The 16,225-nt window shown below is 67.5% G+C and carries 16 protein-coding genes; 13 read left to right on the forward strand and 3 right to left on the reverse strand.

Translation table 11 applies throughout. From position 1 onward, the window contains the following. The first annotated feature begins 55 nt into the window (after positions 1-55). From BT264_RS26925 to BT264_RS26970, 10 genes are all read left to right on the forward strand, one after another. On the forward strand, positions 56-796 hold the full coding sequence (locus BT264_RS26925; RefSeq protein ID WP_072442417.1) for a helix-turn-helix transcriptional regulator: 741 nt from the start codon (positions 56-58) through the stop codon (positions 794-796). Positions 797-958: 162 nt separating this feature from the next. Continuing rightward, positions 959-2,461: an aldehyde dehydrogenase family protein gene (locus tag BT264_RS26930; protein ID WP_072442419.1), complete on the forward strand. Its 1,503-nt coding sequence runs from the start codon at positions 959-961 to the stop codon at positions 2,459-2,461. Between the two features lie 69 nt (positions 2,462-2,530). Beyond that, positions 2,531-3,871: an aspartate aminotransferase family protein gene (locus BT264_RS26935; RefSeq protein ID WP_072442421.1), complete on the forward strand. Its 1,341-nt coding sequence runs from the start codon at positions 2,531-2,533 to the stop codon at positions 3,869-3,871. Positions 3,872-4,057: 186 nt separating this feature from the next. Beyond that, entirely contained in the window at positions 4,058-5,560 is a 1,503-nt protein-coding gene (locus tag BT264_RS26940) for an APC family permease (RefSeq protein WP_072442423.1), read from the forward strand. After that, positions 5,557-6,144, forward strand: a complete 588-nt coding sequence (locus BT264_RS26945) for a DUF3156 family protein (RefSeq protein WP_072442425.1) — start codon at positions 5,557-5,559, stop codon at positions 6,142-6,144. The genes BT264_RS26940 and BT264_RS26945 overlap by 4 nt, the downstream gene beginning before the upstream one ends. Positions 6,145-6,212: 68 nt before the next feature. Next, positions 6,213-7,151, forward strand: a complete 939-nt coding sequence (locus tag BT264_RS26950) for a helix-turn-helix domain-containing protein (RefSeq protein ID WP_072442427.1) — start codon at positions 6,213-6,215, stop codon at positions 7,149-7,151. 166 nt (positions 7,152-7,317) lie between these two features. Continuing rightward, complete coding sequence (locus BT264_RS26955; RefSeq protein WP_072442429.1) at positions 7,318-8,526, forward strand: porin; 1,209 nt, start codon at positions 7,318-7,320, stop codon at positions 8,524-8,526. Between the two features lie 189 nt (positions 8,527-8,715). Beyond that, positions 8,716-9,954, forward strand: a complete 1,239-nt coding sequence (locus tag BT264_RS26960; protein WP_072442431.1) for an ABC transporter substrate-binding protein — start codon at positions 8,716-8,718, stop codon at positions 9,952-9,954. 34 nt (positions 9,955-9,988) lie between these two features. Beyond that, positions 9,989-10,858, forward strand: a complete 870-nt coding sequence (locus BT264_RS26965) for a carbohydrate ABC transporter permease (RefSeq protein ID WP_072442433.1) — start codon at positions 9,989-9,991, stop codon at positions 10,856-10,858. Next, positions 10,855-11,715, forward strand: a complete 861-nt coding sequence (locus BT264_RS26970) for a carbohydrate ABC transporter permease (protein ID WP_072442435.1) — start codon at positions 10,855-10,857, stop codon at positions 11,713-11,715. The genes BT264_RS26965 and BT264_RS26970 overlap by 4 nt, the downstream gene beginning before the upstream one ends. A 32-nt stretch (positions 11,716-11,747) precedes the next feature. On the opposite strand, the gene BT264_RS26975 is transcribed toward BT264_RS26970, so the two are convergent. Then, entirely contained in the window at positions 11,748-12,770 is a 1,023-nt protein-coding gene (locus tag BT264_RS26975) for a LacI family DNA-binding transcriptional regulator (protein ID WP_072442437.1), read from the reverse strand. A gap of 5 nt (positions 12,771-12,775) precedes the next feature. Here BT264_RS26975 and BT264_RS26980 point away from each other — a divergent pair, with 5 nt between their 5' ends. Then, positions 12,776-13,696, forward strand: a complete 921-nt coding sequence (locus tag BT264_RS26980) for a phosphatidylinositol-specific phospholipase C (RefSeq protein WP_177318410.1) — start codon at positions 12,776-12,778, stop codon at positions 13,694-13,696. Here BT264_RS26980 and BT264_RS26985 read toward each other — a convergent pair. Continuing rightward, the gene (locus tag BT264_RS26985) at positions 13,693-14,106 is read right to left on the reverse strand and encodes an alpha/beta hydrolase (RefSeq protein WP_256260714.1); all 414 of its coding nucleotides are present in this window, start codon (positions 14,104-14,106) and stop codon (positions 13,693-13,695) included. The genes BT264_RS26980 and BT264_RS26985 overlap by 4 nt on opposite strands. A 242-nt stretch (positions 14,107-14,348) precedes the next feature. Here BT264_RS26985 and BT264_RS26990 point away from each other — a divergent pair, with 242 nt between their 5' ends. Then, a complete protein-coding gene (locus BT264_RS26990; RefSeq protein ID WP_072442521.1) occupies positions 14,349-14,792 on the forward strand; it encodes a hypothetical protein in 444 nt (147 codons plus the stop codon). A 205-nt stretch (positions 14,793-14,997) separates the two neighbouring features. Here the strand turns inward: BT264_RS26990 and BT264_RS26995 are convergent, their stop codons facing one another. Continuing rightward, positions 14,998-15,609 carry a LysE family translocator gene (locus BT264_RS26995; RefSeq protein WP_072442439.1) on the reverse strand — a complete coding sequence of 204 codons (612 nt, stop codon included), beginning with the start codon at positions 15,607-15,609 and terminating at the stop codon, positions 14,998-15,000. Between the two features lie 82 nt (positions 15,610-15,691). Here BT264_RS26995 and BT264_RS27000 point away from each other — a divergent pair, with 82 nt between their 5' ends. Beyond that, positions 15,692-16,219: a GNAT family N-acetyltransferase gene (locus BT264_RS27000; RefSeq protein WP_072442440.1), complete on the forward strand. Its 528-nt coding sequence runs from the start codon at positions 15,692-15,694 to the stop codon at positions 16,217-16,219. Positions 16,220-16,225: the final 6 nt, after the last annotated feature.

Genomic DNA, 16,225 nt, shown 5'->3' on the forward strand with positions numbered 1-16,225 from the left:
GGCGCCGGTAGGCTGGCCCGAACTTCGACGCCTTCGCCCGCCAGCCGATTCCTCCGTGCCGACCCCATCCGTTCCCGCCGATCAGGACGCCGCCGACTGGCAACGTGCGCTGCGCGCGTGCGTGGACGCGTTCGACGCGTTCGCGAGCCCGTCCGCGATCGTGTTCTACCGGCTCGACCAGAGCGGCGAACCGGCCGATTTCGAGCTGTTCGGGATGCCGGAGTCGATGCATCGCACCTATGTCGCGCGCTACCGGATGCTCGATCCGCTGCATCCATCGCGTTGCGCGGCGGGTGAGCGCGCGGTCGTCACGCTCGCTTCCCAATTGCCTGACGAAAGACGCGAGGCGTCCGCGTACTGGACCCGTTTCCTGCGGCGGCACGACGTGGCCGACGTCGTCGAGATCTGGCTGCGCGACGCGGGCCGCACGGTAGGTGCGTTTTCGTTGCTGCGCTTCGGAATGGGTGAAGCGGGCGGAGGTGCGGCAGGGAACAGCACGGCGGGCCGGTTCGCGCCGGGCGAGATCGATGCGCTCGTGCGGCTGCAGCCTGTCGCCGAAGCCGCGCTGAGCCCGCTGCTGCGCACGCGGCGCGGGATTCACCGGATCGGTTGCGAGGAACGATTGACCTACCGCGAGGAACAGATCGCGCGCCTCGTGCGCGACGGCCGTTCGAACAAGGAGATCGCGCGCGATCTCGCGCTCGGCCAGCCGACCGTCAAGACGCACCTGATGCGCATGTATCGCAAGCTCGGCGTGTCGAACCGCACCGAGCTGGTCGGGGCGCTGTTTCTGTAACGCCTTTCGTTGCCGATTACGCGGTCCGTTGTTTGCAACTGCAAGCGCACCCCACGCGCTGCCAATTTGCGCTCACCGAGCGCGATCCGTCGTCGATACAGTGGTCCGACGCCCGCGTGCCCACGCGCACGCGGTCCAGCCACGACAATCATCGAGACGCCTATGAGCACCACGAACTTCGTCGCCGTCAGCGACACCGTGCGCACCTTCGTTGCGCGCGATTTCGGCCTCTTCATCGACGGTGAAATGCAGCCCGCGCACGCGGCAGCGCGGCTCGACGTGTACGACCCCGCGACGGGCGAGCGGCTCGCAACGGTCGCGGATGCGGACGAGCACGACGTCGATCGCGCGGTCGCCAGCGCGAAGCACGCGTTCGACACGCGCGTGTGGAGCGGCCTGCGTCCGGCCGACCGCGAACGCATCCTGCTGAAGCTCGCCGACCTGATCGAACGCGACGCCGAAACGCTCGCGCAGCTCGAGACGCTGAACCAGGGCAAGTCGATCCACGTGTCGCGCGCGATCGAGGTCGGCGCGAGCGTCGAATACGTGCGCTACATGGCCGGCTGGGCGACCAAGATCACCGGCCAGACGCTCGACGTGTCGATCCCGTTCCCGCCCGGCACGCGCTATACGGCCTATACGCGCAAGGAGCCCGTCGGCGTGGTCGCCGCGATCGTGCCGTGGAATTTCCCGCTGATGATCGCGGTGTGGAAGCTGATTCCCGCGCTCGCGGCTGGTTGCACGATCGTGCTGAAGCCGTCGCCGGAAACGCCGCTCACCGCGCTGCGCGTTGCCGAACTCGCGCGCGAAGCCGGCGTGCCGCCCGGCGCGTTCAACGTCGTCACGGGCGGCCGCACGTGCGGCGCCGCGCTCGCGAGCCATCCGTCGATCGCAAAGATCTCGTTCACGGGTTCGACCGCGACCGGCAAGCTGGTCGGCGCGGCGGCCGTGCAGAACATGACGCGCTTCTCGCTCGAACTCGGCGGCAAGAACCCGATCGTGATGCTCGACGACATCGACGTCGCGCAGGCGCTCGACGGCGTCGCCGCCGGCGCGTTCTTCAACCAGGGGCAGGTGTGCGCGGCCGCGTCGCGCATCTATGTGCATCGCAGCAAGTTCGCGCAGCTCGCGGACGGCCTCACGGGCGTCGCGCAGTCGATGAAGCTCGGCGCGGGCCTCGACACGACCGCGCAGATCAACCCGCTCGTCTCCGCGCACCATCGCGACAAGGTCGTCCAGCACATCGAAGGCGCGCGCCGCGCCGGCCTCACGTTCCTTGCGGGCGGCACGCCGGCCGACGACCTGCCCGGCTATTTCGTGAAGCCGGCCGTGATCGCCGATCCGCATCCGGACAGCGCGATCGTGCGCGACGAGGTGTTCGGCCCGGTGATCGTCGTCGTGCCGTTCGACGACGCGGCCGACGCCGTGCGCCTCGCGAACGCGTCGCCGTACGGCCTCGCCGCGAGCATCTGGAGCAACGACCTGAAGCGCGTGATGAATCTCGTGCCGCAGATCGAGGCCGGCACCGTGTGGGTGAACTGCCATATCCCGCTCGACCCGTCGATGCCGTTCGGCGGCTACAAGCAATCGGGCATCGGCCGCGAGTTCGGCCAGTACGCGATCGAAGGCTTCACCGAAACCAAATCCGTCTGCATCGCGCACTGACGCGCGGCGCGAACCTAGAACCTCGAACCCGAACGACCAGGTTCAAACGATCCGACAGTGGAGACTGCAATGAGCTACAACGAAGCAAAATTCTGGCATCCGATGGTGCACCCGAACGAAATGAAGCAGCGCAAGCCGATCCGCATCGTGCGCGGCGACGGCTGCTACGTGTTCGACGAAGAGGGCCGGCAGCTCGTCGACGGCGTCGCGGGCCTGTGGAACGTCAACGTCGGCCACAACCGCAAGGAAGTGAAGGACGCGATCGTGCGCCAGCTCGACGAGCTCGAATACTTCCAGCTGTTCGACGGGATCTCGCATCCGCGTGCGGAAGAGCTGTCGAAGAAGGTGATCGACATGCTCGAACCGGAAGGGATGCGCCGCGTGCTGTACAGCTCGGGCGGCTCCGACGCGATCGAGACCGCGCTGAAGATCGCGCGCCAGTACTGGAAGGTGCGCGGCCAGGCCGATCGCACGAAGTTCATCTCGCTGAAGCAGGGCTATCACGGCACGCACTTCGGCGGCGCGTCGGTGAACGGCAACACGGTGTTCCGCCGCAACTACGAGCCGAACCTGCCCGGCTGCTTCCACGTCGAGACGCCGTGGCTGTACCGCAACCCGTTCACGCAGGATCCGGAGGAACTCGGCCGGATCTGCGCGGAAATGCTCGAGCGCGAGATCCAGTTCCAGAGCCCCGACACGGTCGCCGCGTTCATCGCGGAGCCGATCCAGGGCGCGGGCGGCGTGATCGTGCCGCCGGCCAACTACTGGCCGCTCGTGCGCGAGGTGTGCGATCGCTACGGCGTGCTGCTGATCGCCGACGAGGTCGTGACGGGCTTCGGCCGCAGCGGCAGCATGTTCGGCAGCCGCGGCTGGGGCGTGCGCCCGGACATCATGTGTCTCGCGAAGGGCATCTCGTCGGGCTATGTGCCGCTCGGCGCGACGGTCGTGAACGCGCGGATCGAGGACGCGTTCGCCGCGAATGCGGACTTCGGCGGCGCGATCATGCACGGCTACACGTATGCGGGCCACCCGGTCGCGTGCGCGGCCGCGATCGCGAGCCTCGACATCGTCGTCAAGGAAGACCTGCCGGCGAATGCGGCGAAGCAGGGCGCGTATCTGCTCGAAGCGCTGCAGCCGTTCGCGGAACGCTTCGCGTCAGTCGGCGAGGTGCGCGGCAAGGGGCTGATGCTCGCGCTCGACCTCGTCGCGAACAAAGAGACGCGCGAGCCGATCGACCCGCTGTCCGGCTATGCGAACGCGGTCGCGGAAGTCGCGCGCGAGAACGGCGTGCTGGTGCGGCCGGTCGGCACGAAGATCATCCTGTCGCCGCCGCTCGTGATCCAGCGCGAACAGCTCGACCGGATCGTCGACGCGCTCGCGGCGGGCTTCGAGGCCGTGCCGTTCGCGTGACGGATGACGGCATGATTGCGTGACCGCAAACCGGCGGCGGGCAGCCTGGCCGCTGCCGGTTTGCCGATTTGCGCTATGACCGGATTATTTTGCCTGCGTATTTTTTCGACATCGGATCGAGGTGTGATCGACAGGGGGCCCGGGTGCCGAAGCGCGGGTTCAGGTCAACAACGGAAGGAGACGACGATGTCGGGATGGTCAGAAGTTACCGGCGCCGCGGGCGATACGTCCGCCGGCACGCCGGCCGGAGCGGGCGGAGGCACGGTATTGAAGGCGGGCGCGGTCGGTTTTCCGACCGCGCTGGCGAGCGCCGTCGGCCTCATCATGGCGAGCCCGGTGATCCTCACCGCGACGTCGGGCTTCGGGATGGGCGGCTGGGCGTTCGCGGTCGCGATGATCATCGCGTTCGTGATGATGCAGGCGCAGGCGACCACGTTCTCCGAAGCGGCCGCGATGCTGCCGACGGCCGGCTCGGTTTACGATTACCTGTCGTGCGGGCTGGGCCGCTTCTGGGCGATCACCGGCACGATTTCCGCGTATTTCCTCGTGCACGTGTTCGCCGGCACGGCGGAGACGATCCTGAGCGGCATCATGGCGCTCGTCAATTTCGAATCGCTGAACGCCGCGTTCGAGAAGCACAACAGCTCCTGGCTCGTCGGCGTCGGCCTCGTGATCACGTTCGCGATCACCAATATCATCGGCATCAAGGTGTTCAGCAAGCTCGAGATCGTGCTGACGGCCGGCATGTGGCTGTCGCTAATGATCTTCGGGATTCTCGGGCTCGCGGCCGCGCCGGCCGTGCATCTCGACGGCTGGTTCGGCGGCTCGGAAGTCGGCACGTCGGTACCGGCCGTGCTGTCGCTGGTCGGGATGGCGATGTTCATGTTCGTCGGCTGCGAGTTCGTCACGCCGCTCGCGCCGGAAATGAAGGCGCCGGGCCGCACGATTCCTCGCGCGATGACGATCGGCCTCGTCGGCGTCGCGATCTGCATGTTTCTGTACGGCGCGGCGATCCGCCGCCAGGTCGCGAACGTGCCCGTGAGTCCCGACGGCCTCACGCACCTGCTCGACACGCCGGGCGCGATTCCCGCGTTCGCGCTGCAGGTGCTCGGCCCGTTCGGCCGCATCTGGTTCGGCATCGCATTCCTGTTCGCGGGCGCCGCGACGATCAACACGCTGATGGCCGGGCTGCCGCGGATCCTGTACGGGATGGCGATCGACGGCGCGCTGCCGCGCTGCTTCGCGTACCTGCATCCGCGCTTCAAGACGCCGGTGGTCGGCATCGTCGTGGCGGCGGTCGTGCCGATCTTCCATGCATGGCTGATCAACGGCAATCTCGACAGCATCCTGCATCTCGTGCTTGCCGCGACCTGCGCGTGGGGCACCGCGTACCTGCTCGTCACCGCGTCGGTCGTGATGCTGCGCATCCGCCGCCCGGACCTGCCGCGTCCGTACCGTTCGCCGCTGTTCCCGCTGCCGCAGATCGTGTCGAGCGTCGGCATCGTGCTCGCGATCTGGTACATCACGCCGCCCGGCATGAACGCGCGCGACATCTACGTGCCGTTCGGCGCGATGCTCGGGCTCACCGCGCTGTACGCGCTGTTCTGGACGCTCGTCGTGCAGCGCCGGCATCCGTTCAAGCCGGTGCCGGTCGAGGAAGTGCTGCGCAACGAGCACGTCGCGTCGTGAAGGCCGCGCTCGCCCGATGGCGTGCGGCGCCCGATGCGCCGCCGCCCGGCCATCGGCCCGGCGCGATCGCCGCGCGCGTGCTCGCCGATTTGCATGCCGTGCGCGATACCGACGGTGTGGGCAGTCGGACGGCAAGGCTACCGAACGGCGTGTGCGTGAACGTCGAAGAGCGCGTCGAGCGCCAGTTCCTGATGCATACGGTCAGCGTGAAGGTGACGGTGACCGTACACGGCCCGGCTGTGCAGGGCAGCGCCCGCGTGCGGCAGACCGGCTGGCTGCGCCGCACAGGCATCGATGCGGTGCCCGCGTCGGGATGCGACCCCGGATTCGTCGACACGGTGGCCGCACTGGTCGCCGAGCCGTTGCTGGCCGATGCGCTGCGGCCGCTGCACCTGACCGACTGCGCGATCGACGCGCGCGACGGCCGCTGGACGCTCGCGATCGTGCCGTTCGGTGGCAGCGAGGTCGTGAACCGGATGCCGTCGTTTCGCCGCTACGTTCGGCTGACCGGCGAGCAGGCTGTTGCGCTGTCGGCGGCCTGTCTTGCGTTCGAAACGGCACTGCGCAGGTTTTTGCGCGGGTAAGCTGTGGCGTTGCGGCGGGGCGAACGCCTCGGTCGCATCCAGGAATCAGGGTTTTACCGGAGGCGCCGATGTTGTTCCAGTCACGCTCGCACGAAGACGTGCACGATCACGGGCTCGCGATCGCGGGCTGGCATCAGGTCTATCGCCAGATGACGCCGGGCCGCTTCAAGGGCACGGTCACGCAGGTGCTGTACGACGATTTCCACTTCTTCCGCGAAACGACCAACCGGCGCGTCGCGCAAACCGGGCTCGCGCCGGCCGGGCGCACGTCGCTCGCGGTGCCGCTGTCCGTGCCGCTTGCGGGCACGTTCCAGGGCCAGCCGGTCGACGGCTATGCGCTGCTCGCGCTGCGCGCCGGCGAGGATTTCGAATTCCATACGCCGGAAGGGATGGGGCTCGTCGGGATCAGCGCGGCGTCCGACATGGTCGACGAGCTGTGCGAGGCCGAATTCGGCGCGGCAGGCGCGCGCAAGCTGCGGCACGTGACGCGGCTGTCCGATGAGCAGGGCGTCGCGCTCGGCGTGCGGCTGTCGTCGTTGATCGACGATGCGCAGCGCAACCCTGGCCACCTCGAATACGCGGCCACCCGCAAGATGTTCCGCGACGCGATGCTCGGCATGTTCCTCGATGCGCTTGAACAGGGCATCGGCGTCGAGCGGCGCGACATCACGCATGCCACCTACAGCGACATCGTGAGCCGCTGCGAGAAGCATCTGCGCGACCGGCCCGAAGAACCCGTCACCGTGCTCGAACTGTGCCGCGCGCTGCGCTGCAGCCGCCGCACGCTGCAAACCAGCTTCCAGCGCGTTGCCGACGTCACGCCGGTCGGTTATCTGCGCACGATCCGGCTGAACGCGGTGCGGCGCATGCTGCGCACGACGCCGGTACAGCAGCTCGGCGTCGGCGAGGCCGCCGCGAGCTGGGGTTTCACGCATCTCGGCTATTTCGCGCGCGAGTATCGCGACCTGTTCGGCGAGCTGCCTTCCCAGACGACGCGTCCCGACTGACGCACGCGCACCGCGACGGCGTCGTCGGACATCGTCGCGGGCAGCGCGATCCATCGTTTGCCGATTTGCGATAGAGGTCCTGAATTTTCGCTGGATAGAGTCCCGTCACCCCTATCGACAACACGATCGATTTGCACTGCGAATCGACGACACCAGAGGACGGGACATGAAGATCGGACGACGACTGGCCGCGGCCGCGGCTACGCTGGGTTGCATGCACGCGCATGCGCAGGCCTCCGGCAGCGTGACGCTGTACGGCACCGTGGACACCGGTGTCATCTACTCGACGAACCAGCAGTTCACGCGCGCCGACGGCAGCACGGGCGGCGGCCATGCGTGGCAGATGGGCGGCGGCAACCTCGTGCCGTCCCGCTTCGGCTTCCAGGGCGCCGAGCCGCTCGGCGGCGGGCTCGACGCGGTGTTCACGCTCGAACAGCAGTTCCTGTCCGCGAACGGGCAGGCGCTGCAGGGCGGCACCGCATTCAGCCGGCAGGCGTGGGTCGGGCTGCGCCAGGACGGGATCGGCACGCTCGGCCTCGGCCGGCAATACGACTCGTATACGGACATGCTGGGCGCGTATGTGTCGAGCAACAACTGGGCGACGCCGTATGGCTCGCATCTCGGCGACGTCGACAACCTGAACGCCGCGTTCAATTTCAACAATGCGGTGAAGTTCACCAGCGCCGATTTCAACGGCCTCACGTTCGGCGGTACGTTCAGCTTCGGCGGGCAGGCCGGCGATTTTTCCGCGAAGCGCGGTTATGCGGTGGCCGCGACATACGCGCGCGCGCCGGTGGCGTTCTCGGTCGGTTACCTCGACCTGCACCAGCCGCTCGATGCGGCGCTCGGCGGCGCGAGCGGCTATATCGGCGATTTCGCGTGCAGCAATCCGGGCGCGATGTATTGCCTGCTTCAGGACGCCGGCTCGATGCGCGCGTTCGGCGCGGGCGGCTCGGTGACGTTCGGCGCGGCGACGGTCGCACTCACGTACACGCATACGCGCCTCGGCGACAGCCGCTATTTCTCGACTGCCGCGCAGCCGCGTACACAGGCGTTCACGTTCGACATCGGCGAGCTGAACGTCACATACATGTTCACGCCCGCGCTGCAGGGCGGCGTCGCGTACATCTTCAACGCCGCGCATACCGACGGGCGCGGCACGACGCGTTTCCACCAACTGAACGTCGGCACGAACTACAGCCTGTCGAAGCGCACGGCACTGTATGCGGTCGCGATCGGCCAGATCGCGAGCGGCACGGGGCTCGGCACCGATACGAACGGCAATGCGGCGAACTACGCGCAGATTCCAGTGCTCGCCAACAGCAACTCGAGCCGGCAACTGGCGGTGATGGCCGGGATCCGCGTGAACTTCTGACGGGGCCCGTGTGGTCAGGCGGGCAGGCGGCCGCCGGGCCCGGCGGCTGTCTCTTCCGCCGCGTGCCATAAATTCTTAACGATCGGCGTGAACAATGGCGTTCGCTTCAGGCAGCCGGAAGCGTCGCCCGCGTTGCACACGTGTGCAACGCCCGGCTGTCCCGCCACCACGCCGAACGAGAGAGACCCCATGACCTTGCTGAGCCGCCTGCGCGCGCTGTCCGCCGCCCTTGCGCTGTCCTTCGCCGCCACGCACGCCGTTGCCGCGGATCTCGTCATCGCAGGCCGCGACGACATCTACGGCAAGGGGCTGGCCGACGCCGTCGCCGGCTTCAACAAATTGCACCCCGGCACCGAGATCGAGCTGCTCAAGCTGCCGAACGCGAACCTGTACCAGAAGCTCAAGCTGTCGATGCGCGAAGGCACCGGTGCGTACGACCTCGTGATGATGGACGACACGTGGGCGCCCGAATTCATCGGCAACGGCTGGCTGAAGCCGCTGCCCGCGTCGCTCGCGGACGCCGATCTCGTGCCGTCCGCCGTCGCGCTCGGCCGCAACGCGGCCGGCGCGCTGTATGCGTTGCCGATTGTCGGCAACGTCGAGATGTTCGCGTACCGCAAGGACCTGCTCGCGAAATACAAGCTGCAGCCGCCGCGCAACTGGGACGACGTGCTGAAGATCGCGCAGACCGTCGGCGGCGCGGACAAGAGTGTGTCGGGCGTCGTGTTTCGCGGCACGAAGGGCAACCCGGTCGTGACCGGCTTCCTGCCGATCCTGTGGGCCTACGGCGGCGACGTGTTCGACCATGCCGGCAACGTGACGATCGATTCGCGCGAAGCGCAGGCCGCGCTGAAGACGTTCCTCGCGCTGAAGGCGTCCGCGCCGAAGGACGTCGACGTGTACGGCGCGGCGGAAGTGCGCGATGCGCTGCAGCGCGGCACGGCCGCGCAGTCGATCGAGGTGTGGCCTGCATGGGTGCCGGCGCTCGACGATCCGAAGCAGTCGCGCGTGGTCGGGCAGATCGCGCTGCAGCCGCCGCCCGGGCAGACCGCCGGCCCGGCGCCGATGCTCGGCATCTGGCAGATGGGCATTCCGAAGGACGCGCCGCACGCGAAGCTCGCGCAGGACTTCCTGGCTTACCTGACCGCCCGCGACACGCAGACGCGCCTCGCCGGAATCGGCATTCCGCCGACCCGCCGCAGCGTGTTCGCCGATCCGGCGCTGGTGCGCCAGTACCGCTGGTATCCCGATCAACTGAAGGCGCTCGAGGCTGGCCGTGCGCGGCCGCGCGTGAAGGACTGGCAGCAGGTCGAGAGCATTCTCGGCGACCAGCTCCAGCTCGCGCTGACCGGGCAGGCCGCACCCGACGCCGCGCTGCGCCAGGCGCAGCAGAAGATCGCGCAGGCGATGGCCGCGGCCGGCAAGTGACGGCCCGCCTCGATACGTCGCCCGGAACCCGCGCATGAAAACCTTCGGCCGCAGCCTGCCGTTCGTCGCGCTGCTCGGTCCCGCACTGCTGGTGCTCGTCGCGCTCGCGCTGTATCCGGTCGCGCAGGTGCTGATCGACTCGTTCTGCCGGGTCGACTACGCGGCCGGCCGCCGCGCGTTTGCGGGGCTCGCGAACTATCGCACGGTGCTAGGCGACGACGCGTTCACGGCCGGCTTCGGCAATACGCTGCGTTTCACGATCGTGGCGTCGCTCGCCGAGGTCGCACTCGGCTTCGGCCTCGCGCTGCTGTTCGTGCGCGCGTTTCCGGGGCGGCGCATCGCGCTGCCGCTCGCGATCCTGCCGATGATGCTGTCCACGCTCGTGTGCTCCGCGATCTGGCGCAACTGGCTCAACTTCGACGGATTCCTGAACAAGTTGCTCGCGGCGTTCGGCATCGAAGGCGTGCGCTGGCTGTCGGATCCGCATCTCGCGCTGTGGTCGCTCGCGCTCGTCGACGTATGGCAGTGGACGCCGATGGCGTTCCTGATCGTGCTGGCGGGGCTGCAATCGATTCCCGGTGAACTGTACGAAGCCGCGCGCACCGACGGCGCGAGCGAGTGGCAGTGCCTGCGCGACATCACGCTGCCGCTCGCGGCGCCGCAGATCGGCCTCGCGCTGCTGCTGCGCTCGATCGACACGTTCAAGCTGTTCGACAAGGTCTATGCGCTGACGGGCGGCGGCCCCGGCAACGCCACGCAGACGCTGTCGACCTATATCTACGACACGGGCTTCCGCTTCTTCAACGTCGGACCGGCGAGTGCCGCGTCGGTGCTGATGCTCGCGGCGTCCGCGCTGCTGGTCTCGGGGTATGTATGGCAGACGGTTCGCAAGCGGCGCGCATGACGGCGCGACCCTCGGGCATCTCACGCACGCGAACGGGCGCCGCATTCGATCGCGCGGTGCCGTGGGCGCTGCGTGTTGCCGCGCTCGCGCTGTTGCTGTTGCCGTGCCTGTGGATGGCCGGCGCGGCCTTCATGCCGACACTCGAGCGCCTCGATCATCCGTTGCGGATCTGGCCGGCCGCGCCGACCTTCGAGCATTTCGCGTCGGTGTGGTCCAACGGCATCGGCGCGCCGCTCTTCAATTCGCTGCTGGTCGGATTCGGCACGACGCTGCTCGCGCTGGCGCTCGCGTTTCCGGCTGCGTATGCGCTCGTGCGGCTGCGTTTTCCGGCACGGCTCGACCTGCTGTTCCTGGTGCTGGTACTCGCGTTGAAGCTGATGCCGCCGATCACGATCGCGGTGCCGCTGTTCGCGCTCGCGAAGCGGCTGCACCTGCTCGATTCGACGCTCGGCCTGATGCTCGCGTATCAAATCTACGCGCTGCCGATGGCGATCTGGATGCTGCTCGCGTTCGTGCGCGACGTACCGGTCGAATACGAGGAAGCGGCCTGCATCGACGGCGCGGGGCTCGCGCGGCGGCTTGTGCAGATCGTGCTGCCGCTGTGCGCGCCGGGGCTGATCGCGACCGCGATCTTCGTGTTCATCGCCGCGTGGAACGAGTTCCTGATCGCGCTGCTGTTCGTGTCGACGCCGAGCCGCTTCACGCTGCCGCTCGCGATCGCCGGCTATGTGACGGAGAACGGCATCGACTGGGGCGACCTGATGAGCGCGGGCTTGATGGCGTCGCTGCCCACGCTGGCCGTGGCCGGCTATGTGCAGCGCTACCTGTTGCGCGGGTTCGCGGGCGGGTTGAAGTGACGCGCGGCAACGCCGCGCCCGATTTCACCGTGTCACGCGCAGCTATGCCGCCCCACCTGCGTGATCGGCACGACACGCGTGCGCGACGGGCCGTCGAACGTCCGCATCCGGTCGGCGAGCAGGTCGACCGCCGCGTGCGCGAGGCCGCGCGTGTCCTGCCGGAGCGTCGTCAGCCGATAGGCGTCGTATTCGGCGGCCGGGATGTCGTCGAAGCCGACCACGCGCAGGTCGTCCGGCACGCGCAACCCGAATTCGCTGCGCGCGGCGTCGATCACGCCGAGTGCGAGCAGGTCGGACGAACAGAACACGCCGTCGGGCAGTTCGCCGGACGCGAACAGTTGCCGTGCGGCGTCGATCCCGCATGCGTGCGTGTCGGACGGCGTGTCGAGCACGCGCGTGAGCGTCGCGTCGAATGCGTCACCGCGCCCGATCGCATGCTCGAACGCCGCGGCGCGCGACTGCGCGCTGTAGCTCGCGCCGCGCGGCCCGACGAACGCGAGCCGGCGCGCGCCGGCCCGCACGAGCCGCTGCGCCGCATGAGCGGAGCCTGCCGCGTTGTCGCTGACGACGACATCCGCGCCCGGCAGGTTCGCGTCGCGGTTGATCATCACGACGGGGATCCGGTGTTCGAGATACTGCTGCGCCACCGACAGCGGCGGCGACGCGGACGTCATCACGAGACCCGCGATCCGGTAGCTGAGCAGTTGCTCGAGCGATTGCCGGACCTGGCGCGGGTCTTCCGCGTTGGTCACGAGCGGCGTGAGCGCGCGCTGCCCGAGCGCGGCCATCAGGTCCGTCAGCAGCCGCGCGCGAAACGGATTCTCGAAGCCGGCCGTTACGACGCCGATCATGCTGCTGCGCTGCGTGATCATGTCGCGCGCGATCAGGTTGACCTGATAGCCGAGAGCGCGCGCGGCGACCATCACGCGCTCGCGCGTTTGCGGCGCGATGCTCGCCGTCGGCGAGAACGCGCGCGACACCGCGGAGCGCGATACACCGGCCCGCGCCGCGACATCCGACGCCGTTACCCACGGTTTTCTTTCCTTGTCATTCATCGATCATGATCCGTTCGAGCCACGATACGTGCCCGCCGCCCGCCGACTGGATGTCGGCGCTCGACGATGCGCGGCTGCTGCATACGCTGACCCTACCGGGCAGCCATGACACCTGTGCGTATACGGTCGACGATCGGCTCGTTCGCACGCAGCGCGCGCCGCTCGATGCGCAGCTCGCGCACGGCGTGCGGCTGCTCGACATCCGCTGCCGGCACGTGCGCGATGCGTTCGACATTCATCACGGCGGCGTTGCGCTCGGCATGACGTTCGACGACGTGCTGGCAACCTGCTCGCGCTTTCTCGATGCGCATCCGCGCGAATGCATCGTGATGTCGGTGAAGGACGAATGGCCGGCGCATGCGTGCACGCGCGGCTTCGATGCGACGTTCGACGCGCATCGCGCGCGCCACCCGCGGCTGCGCTGGCATGCCGGCGGCACGCTGCCCGCGCTCGGCGACGTGCGCGGCGCGGTCGTGCTGCTGCGGCGCTTTCGCAGCGGCCGGCCGCTCGGCATCGACCTGACCGCGTGGCCCGACAACGCGACGTTCACGATCGATCATCCCGACGGTGCGTTCGTGATCCAGGACGAATACCGCGTGCCGGTGGCTGCGTCGATCGGCTGGAAGTGGCGCGCGATCGACGCGCTGCTCACGCATCTGCCGACACCGGAAAGCGGCCGCTGGGCGATCAACTTCTGCAGCGGGACGGGGATGGGCGCGAATCCGTCGACGGTCGCGCATGGCGACGGCCGGGTGCAGGGCATTCATGCGCGGCTGGCCGAACGATTGCACGAGCAGCGCGGCCCGTGTGGTGCGATGCTGCTTGATTTCTGCGATGACGACGATTGGGCGCTGGTGCGCGCGCTGATCGAGTGCAACGACCATGCGCGGGCGCCGGCCGTCTGGCGCAAGGCGTTTCGCTGTTAGCGGAGCTTCGCGGTGAAGAACGCGAGCGCCTTTGCGTCGAGCGCTCGGTGAAAAGCGGCGCGATCGAATCCGTTTGCGTCGGTGCAAATCCGCGGCGCAATTTGTTTCAATGCGTCGGAACACGGCGCGACAAACGCGAAATGCGCGGTGTTCGGAACGACGCGGAATTCCGGCCGCTGCGGCAGCAAGCCAGCCAGCGCGGGGATCGTTTCTGGCTCCACGCCGTCGCCGCCCGATTCGGATGCCCATAGCTGGATCGGCGCATGTATATCTTTCAGCGTGTCGGTGCTCGGGAATTCGTCGAGCGGGCCGCCGAGCCGGCGTGCGTCGGCCGGATCCATGCCGCCGAACGTGTCGCGCCGACGATGGAGCGTCTGTTCTTCATCGAGTGCTTGTTGCCTCCAGGGCAAAAGAGCACTCATTCTTCAAACGGTGGAAGAAGCGCCCCCTAGTCAGGAGCACGTGGATCGCAATTGATCATGCCCTGGTTCATTTCCTGTCGACGCAAATACTTGACTCGTGCATTCTTATGAGTATTCATCCGGCCGGCTTCCCGAAGCTTGAGGGTCGCGAGACTTTTAGTCATCCAGACTTTGACCGAATGAACGATAGTTTCAGCCTATTGAAGCTTCATCACTCGTGGAGGTCAATCATGGTTTTGAAACTTTACCCGGAGCATAAGAAACTGGCGCTGAACAGGGACATTGTTCACCGGGGTGCCGGTACCAAGGGCGTCATGCAATACGGCGTTGTGGTCTTTCACTTGCAACAGGTGTTGAGTCATTTCGCCAGACAAAAAAAATACGATATGTTCTATATCGGCGTCACCAGCAATAAGGAAGCCCGGCTGAAGGATCACCAAGTCAACAAGCCCGATTACACATGGATGGTTCCGGTATACGAGGAGGATGCCATCAATGTGAGTAACGCTTTCGATCTCATGGAACAAGAGGCCATCGATTTTTTCAGGACCGGCTTCACAGACACCAACAGTGGTCAGAAATTGGCATGCGGGAACGGTCCGAGGGGGGCTTCACCGAAGATGTGTCTCTATGTATTGGTCCGCGAAAAGCCAGGATTGAACGGAAAGACCTGAGCGCCCGGTACTACCAGGTTGAGCGACGGCCGTTCTGAACGAACCAGCCCGATCGCCGCGGCTGTCGTCGTGCTGGTGGCATGGCTCGCCGACAATCGACGCTTGAGGAAGCGCCTGCGTGACCGGGGGAAGATCCGCGCTCACGGAGGTCGTGTCCCCGTACATCAGGCATGGCCGGATTCCACGGCAACGCCGCGATACCCTATCACCGCGTCGCGATCGCCACCGCCGCCCCCGCCATCGCGGCCGCGCTCGTGCGGTTCGCGATCCGCTTCGCGCGCGCCGACGTCAGGAAGGCCCGCGCACGCACCGCGAGCAGCGACCAGAAGCAGTCGGCGAGGATCAGCACCGCGAACATCGTGCCGACGAGTTCGGCCCACGCGAGAACGCCCACGTGCGTCAGATCGACGATGGTCGGCAGCAGCGCAAGATAGAACAGCATGATCTTCGGGTTGCCGAGCGTGACCAGCATGCCCGCGACGAACATGCGCCACGGCGACTGGCCGCGCGGCAGGTCGTCCGCGCCCGTCCCGGTCGGTGCGGTCCACATCTTCCACGCGAGGAACAGCAGGTATGCCACGCCGAGCAGTTTCAGCACGATCAGGCCCGTCTCGAACGTGCGTGCGAACGCGGACAGCCCGGCGACCGCGAGCGTGAGCCACAGTGCTTCGCCGAGCCACATCGCCGCGAGGAACGGCAGCACGTCTCGCACGCCGTTCGTCAGCACGCGCGCGACGAGCGCGGCGACGCTCGGGCCGGGCGTGCCGGCGGTGACGAGCAGGGCGAAGGCGAAGACGGCAAGCGCGGACAACGTCATGACGGACCTCGTGGATGGGCATTCGAAACGTATGAAGTTTCGATTATAGTGACGGCCGTTCCAGACTGCCTGAATTGCCGTCATGACTCCATCGATCCTGATCCGTCCCGCCACGCGGGAAGACGCGGCCGCGATGGCTGCCGTGGAAGTCGCCGCCGCGCAGCGGTTTCGCGAGATCGGCATGACCGACATCGCCGATGGCGAGCCGACCGATACGACCGACGTGCTCGCACGCATCGACGGCGGCCGCGCGATTGTCGCGGTCGATGCGCAGGGCACGTGCGTCGGGTTTGCGTTCTACCGGCTGCTCGATGCGCAGCGGCTGTATCTGGAGGAACTGGATGTCGCGCCGTCGCATGCCGGACAGCGGATCGGCGCGCGCCTGATCGAACAGGTGACGGCGCGCGCGGTGCAGCAGGGTATCGCGCAGGTCGTGCTGTCGACGTTCCGCGACGCGCCGTGGAATGCGCCGTACTACACGCGCCTCGGTTTCCTGATCATCGACGACGCGTCGCTCGACGATACGTTGCGCGCGGTCCGCGCGCATCACGTCGCGCGCGGGCTCGACGAGACCCAGCGCGTGTTCATGCGCGCGGACGTGCGCGCCTGAACACGT

Origin of the sequence: Burkholderia sp. NFPP32, from assembly GCF_900119325.1 — a bacterium.
Lineage (GTDB): Bacteria > Pseudomonadota > Gammaproteobacteria > Burkholderiales > Burkholderiaceae > Burkholderia > Burkholderia pyrrocinia_C.

Coding starts and splice junctions, on each gene's coding strand:
- BT264_RS26930 (WP_072442419.1), top strand. CDS start 959: ATGAGCACCACGAACTTCGTCGCCGTCAGCGACACCGTGCGCACCTTC.
- BT264_RS26935 (WP_072442421.1), top strand. CDS start 2,531: ATGAGCTACAACGAAGCAAAATTCTGGCATCCGATGGTGCACCCGAAC.
- BT264_RS26940 (WP_072442423.1), top strand. CDS start 4,058: ATGTCGGGATGGTCAGAAGTTACCGGCGCCGCGGGCGATACGTCCGCC.
- BT264_RS26950 (WP_072442427.1), top strand. CDS start 6,213: ATGTTGTTCCAGTCACGCTCGCACGAAGACGTGCACGATCACGGGCTC.
- BT264_RS26955 (WP_072442429.1), top strand. CDS start 7,318: ATGAAGATCGGACGACGACTGGCCGCGGCCGCGGCTACGCTGGGTTGC.
- BT264_RS26960 (WP_072442431.1), top strand. CDS start 8,716: ATGACCTTGCTGAGCCGCCTGCGCGCGCTGTCCGCCGCCCTTGCGCTG.
- BT264_RS26965 (WP_072442433.1), top strand. CDS start 9,989: ATGAAAACCTTCGGCCGCAGCCTGCCGTTCGTCGCGCTGCTCGGTCCC.
- BT264_RS26970 (WP_072442435.1), top strand. CDS start 10,855: ATGACGGCGCGACCCTCGGGCATCTCACGCACGCGAACGGGCGCCGCA.
- BT264_RS26975 (WP_072442437.1), bottom strand. CDS start 12,770: ATGAATGACAAGGAAAGAAAACCGTGGGTAACGGCGTCGGATGTCGCG.
- BT264_RS26980 (WP_177318410.1), top strand. CDS start 12,776: ATGATCCGTTCGAGCCACGATACGTGCCCGCCGCCCGCCGACTGGATG.
- BT264_RS26990 (WP_072442521.1), top strand. CDS start 14,349: ATGGTTTTGAAACTTTACCCGGAGCATAAGAAACTGGCGCTGAACAGG.
- BT264_RS26995 (WP_072442439.1), bottom strand. CDS start 15,609: ATGACGTTGTCCGCGCTTGCCGTCTTCGCCTTCGCCCTGCTCGTCACC.
- BT264_RS27000 (WP_072442440.1), top strand. CDS start 15,692: ATGACTCCATCGATCCTGATCCGTCCCGCCACGCGGGAAGACGCGGCC.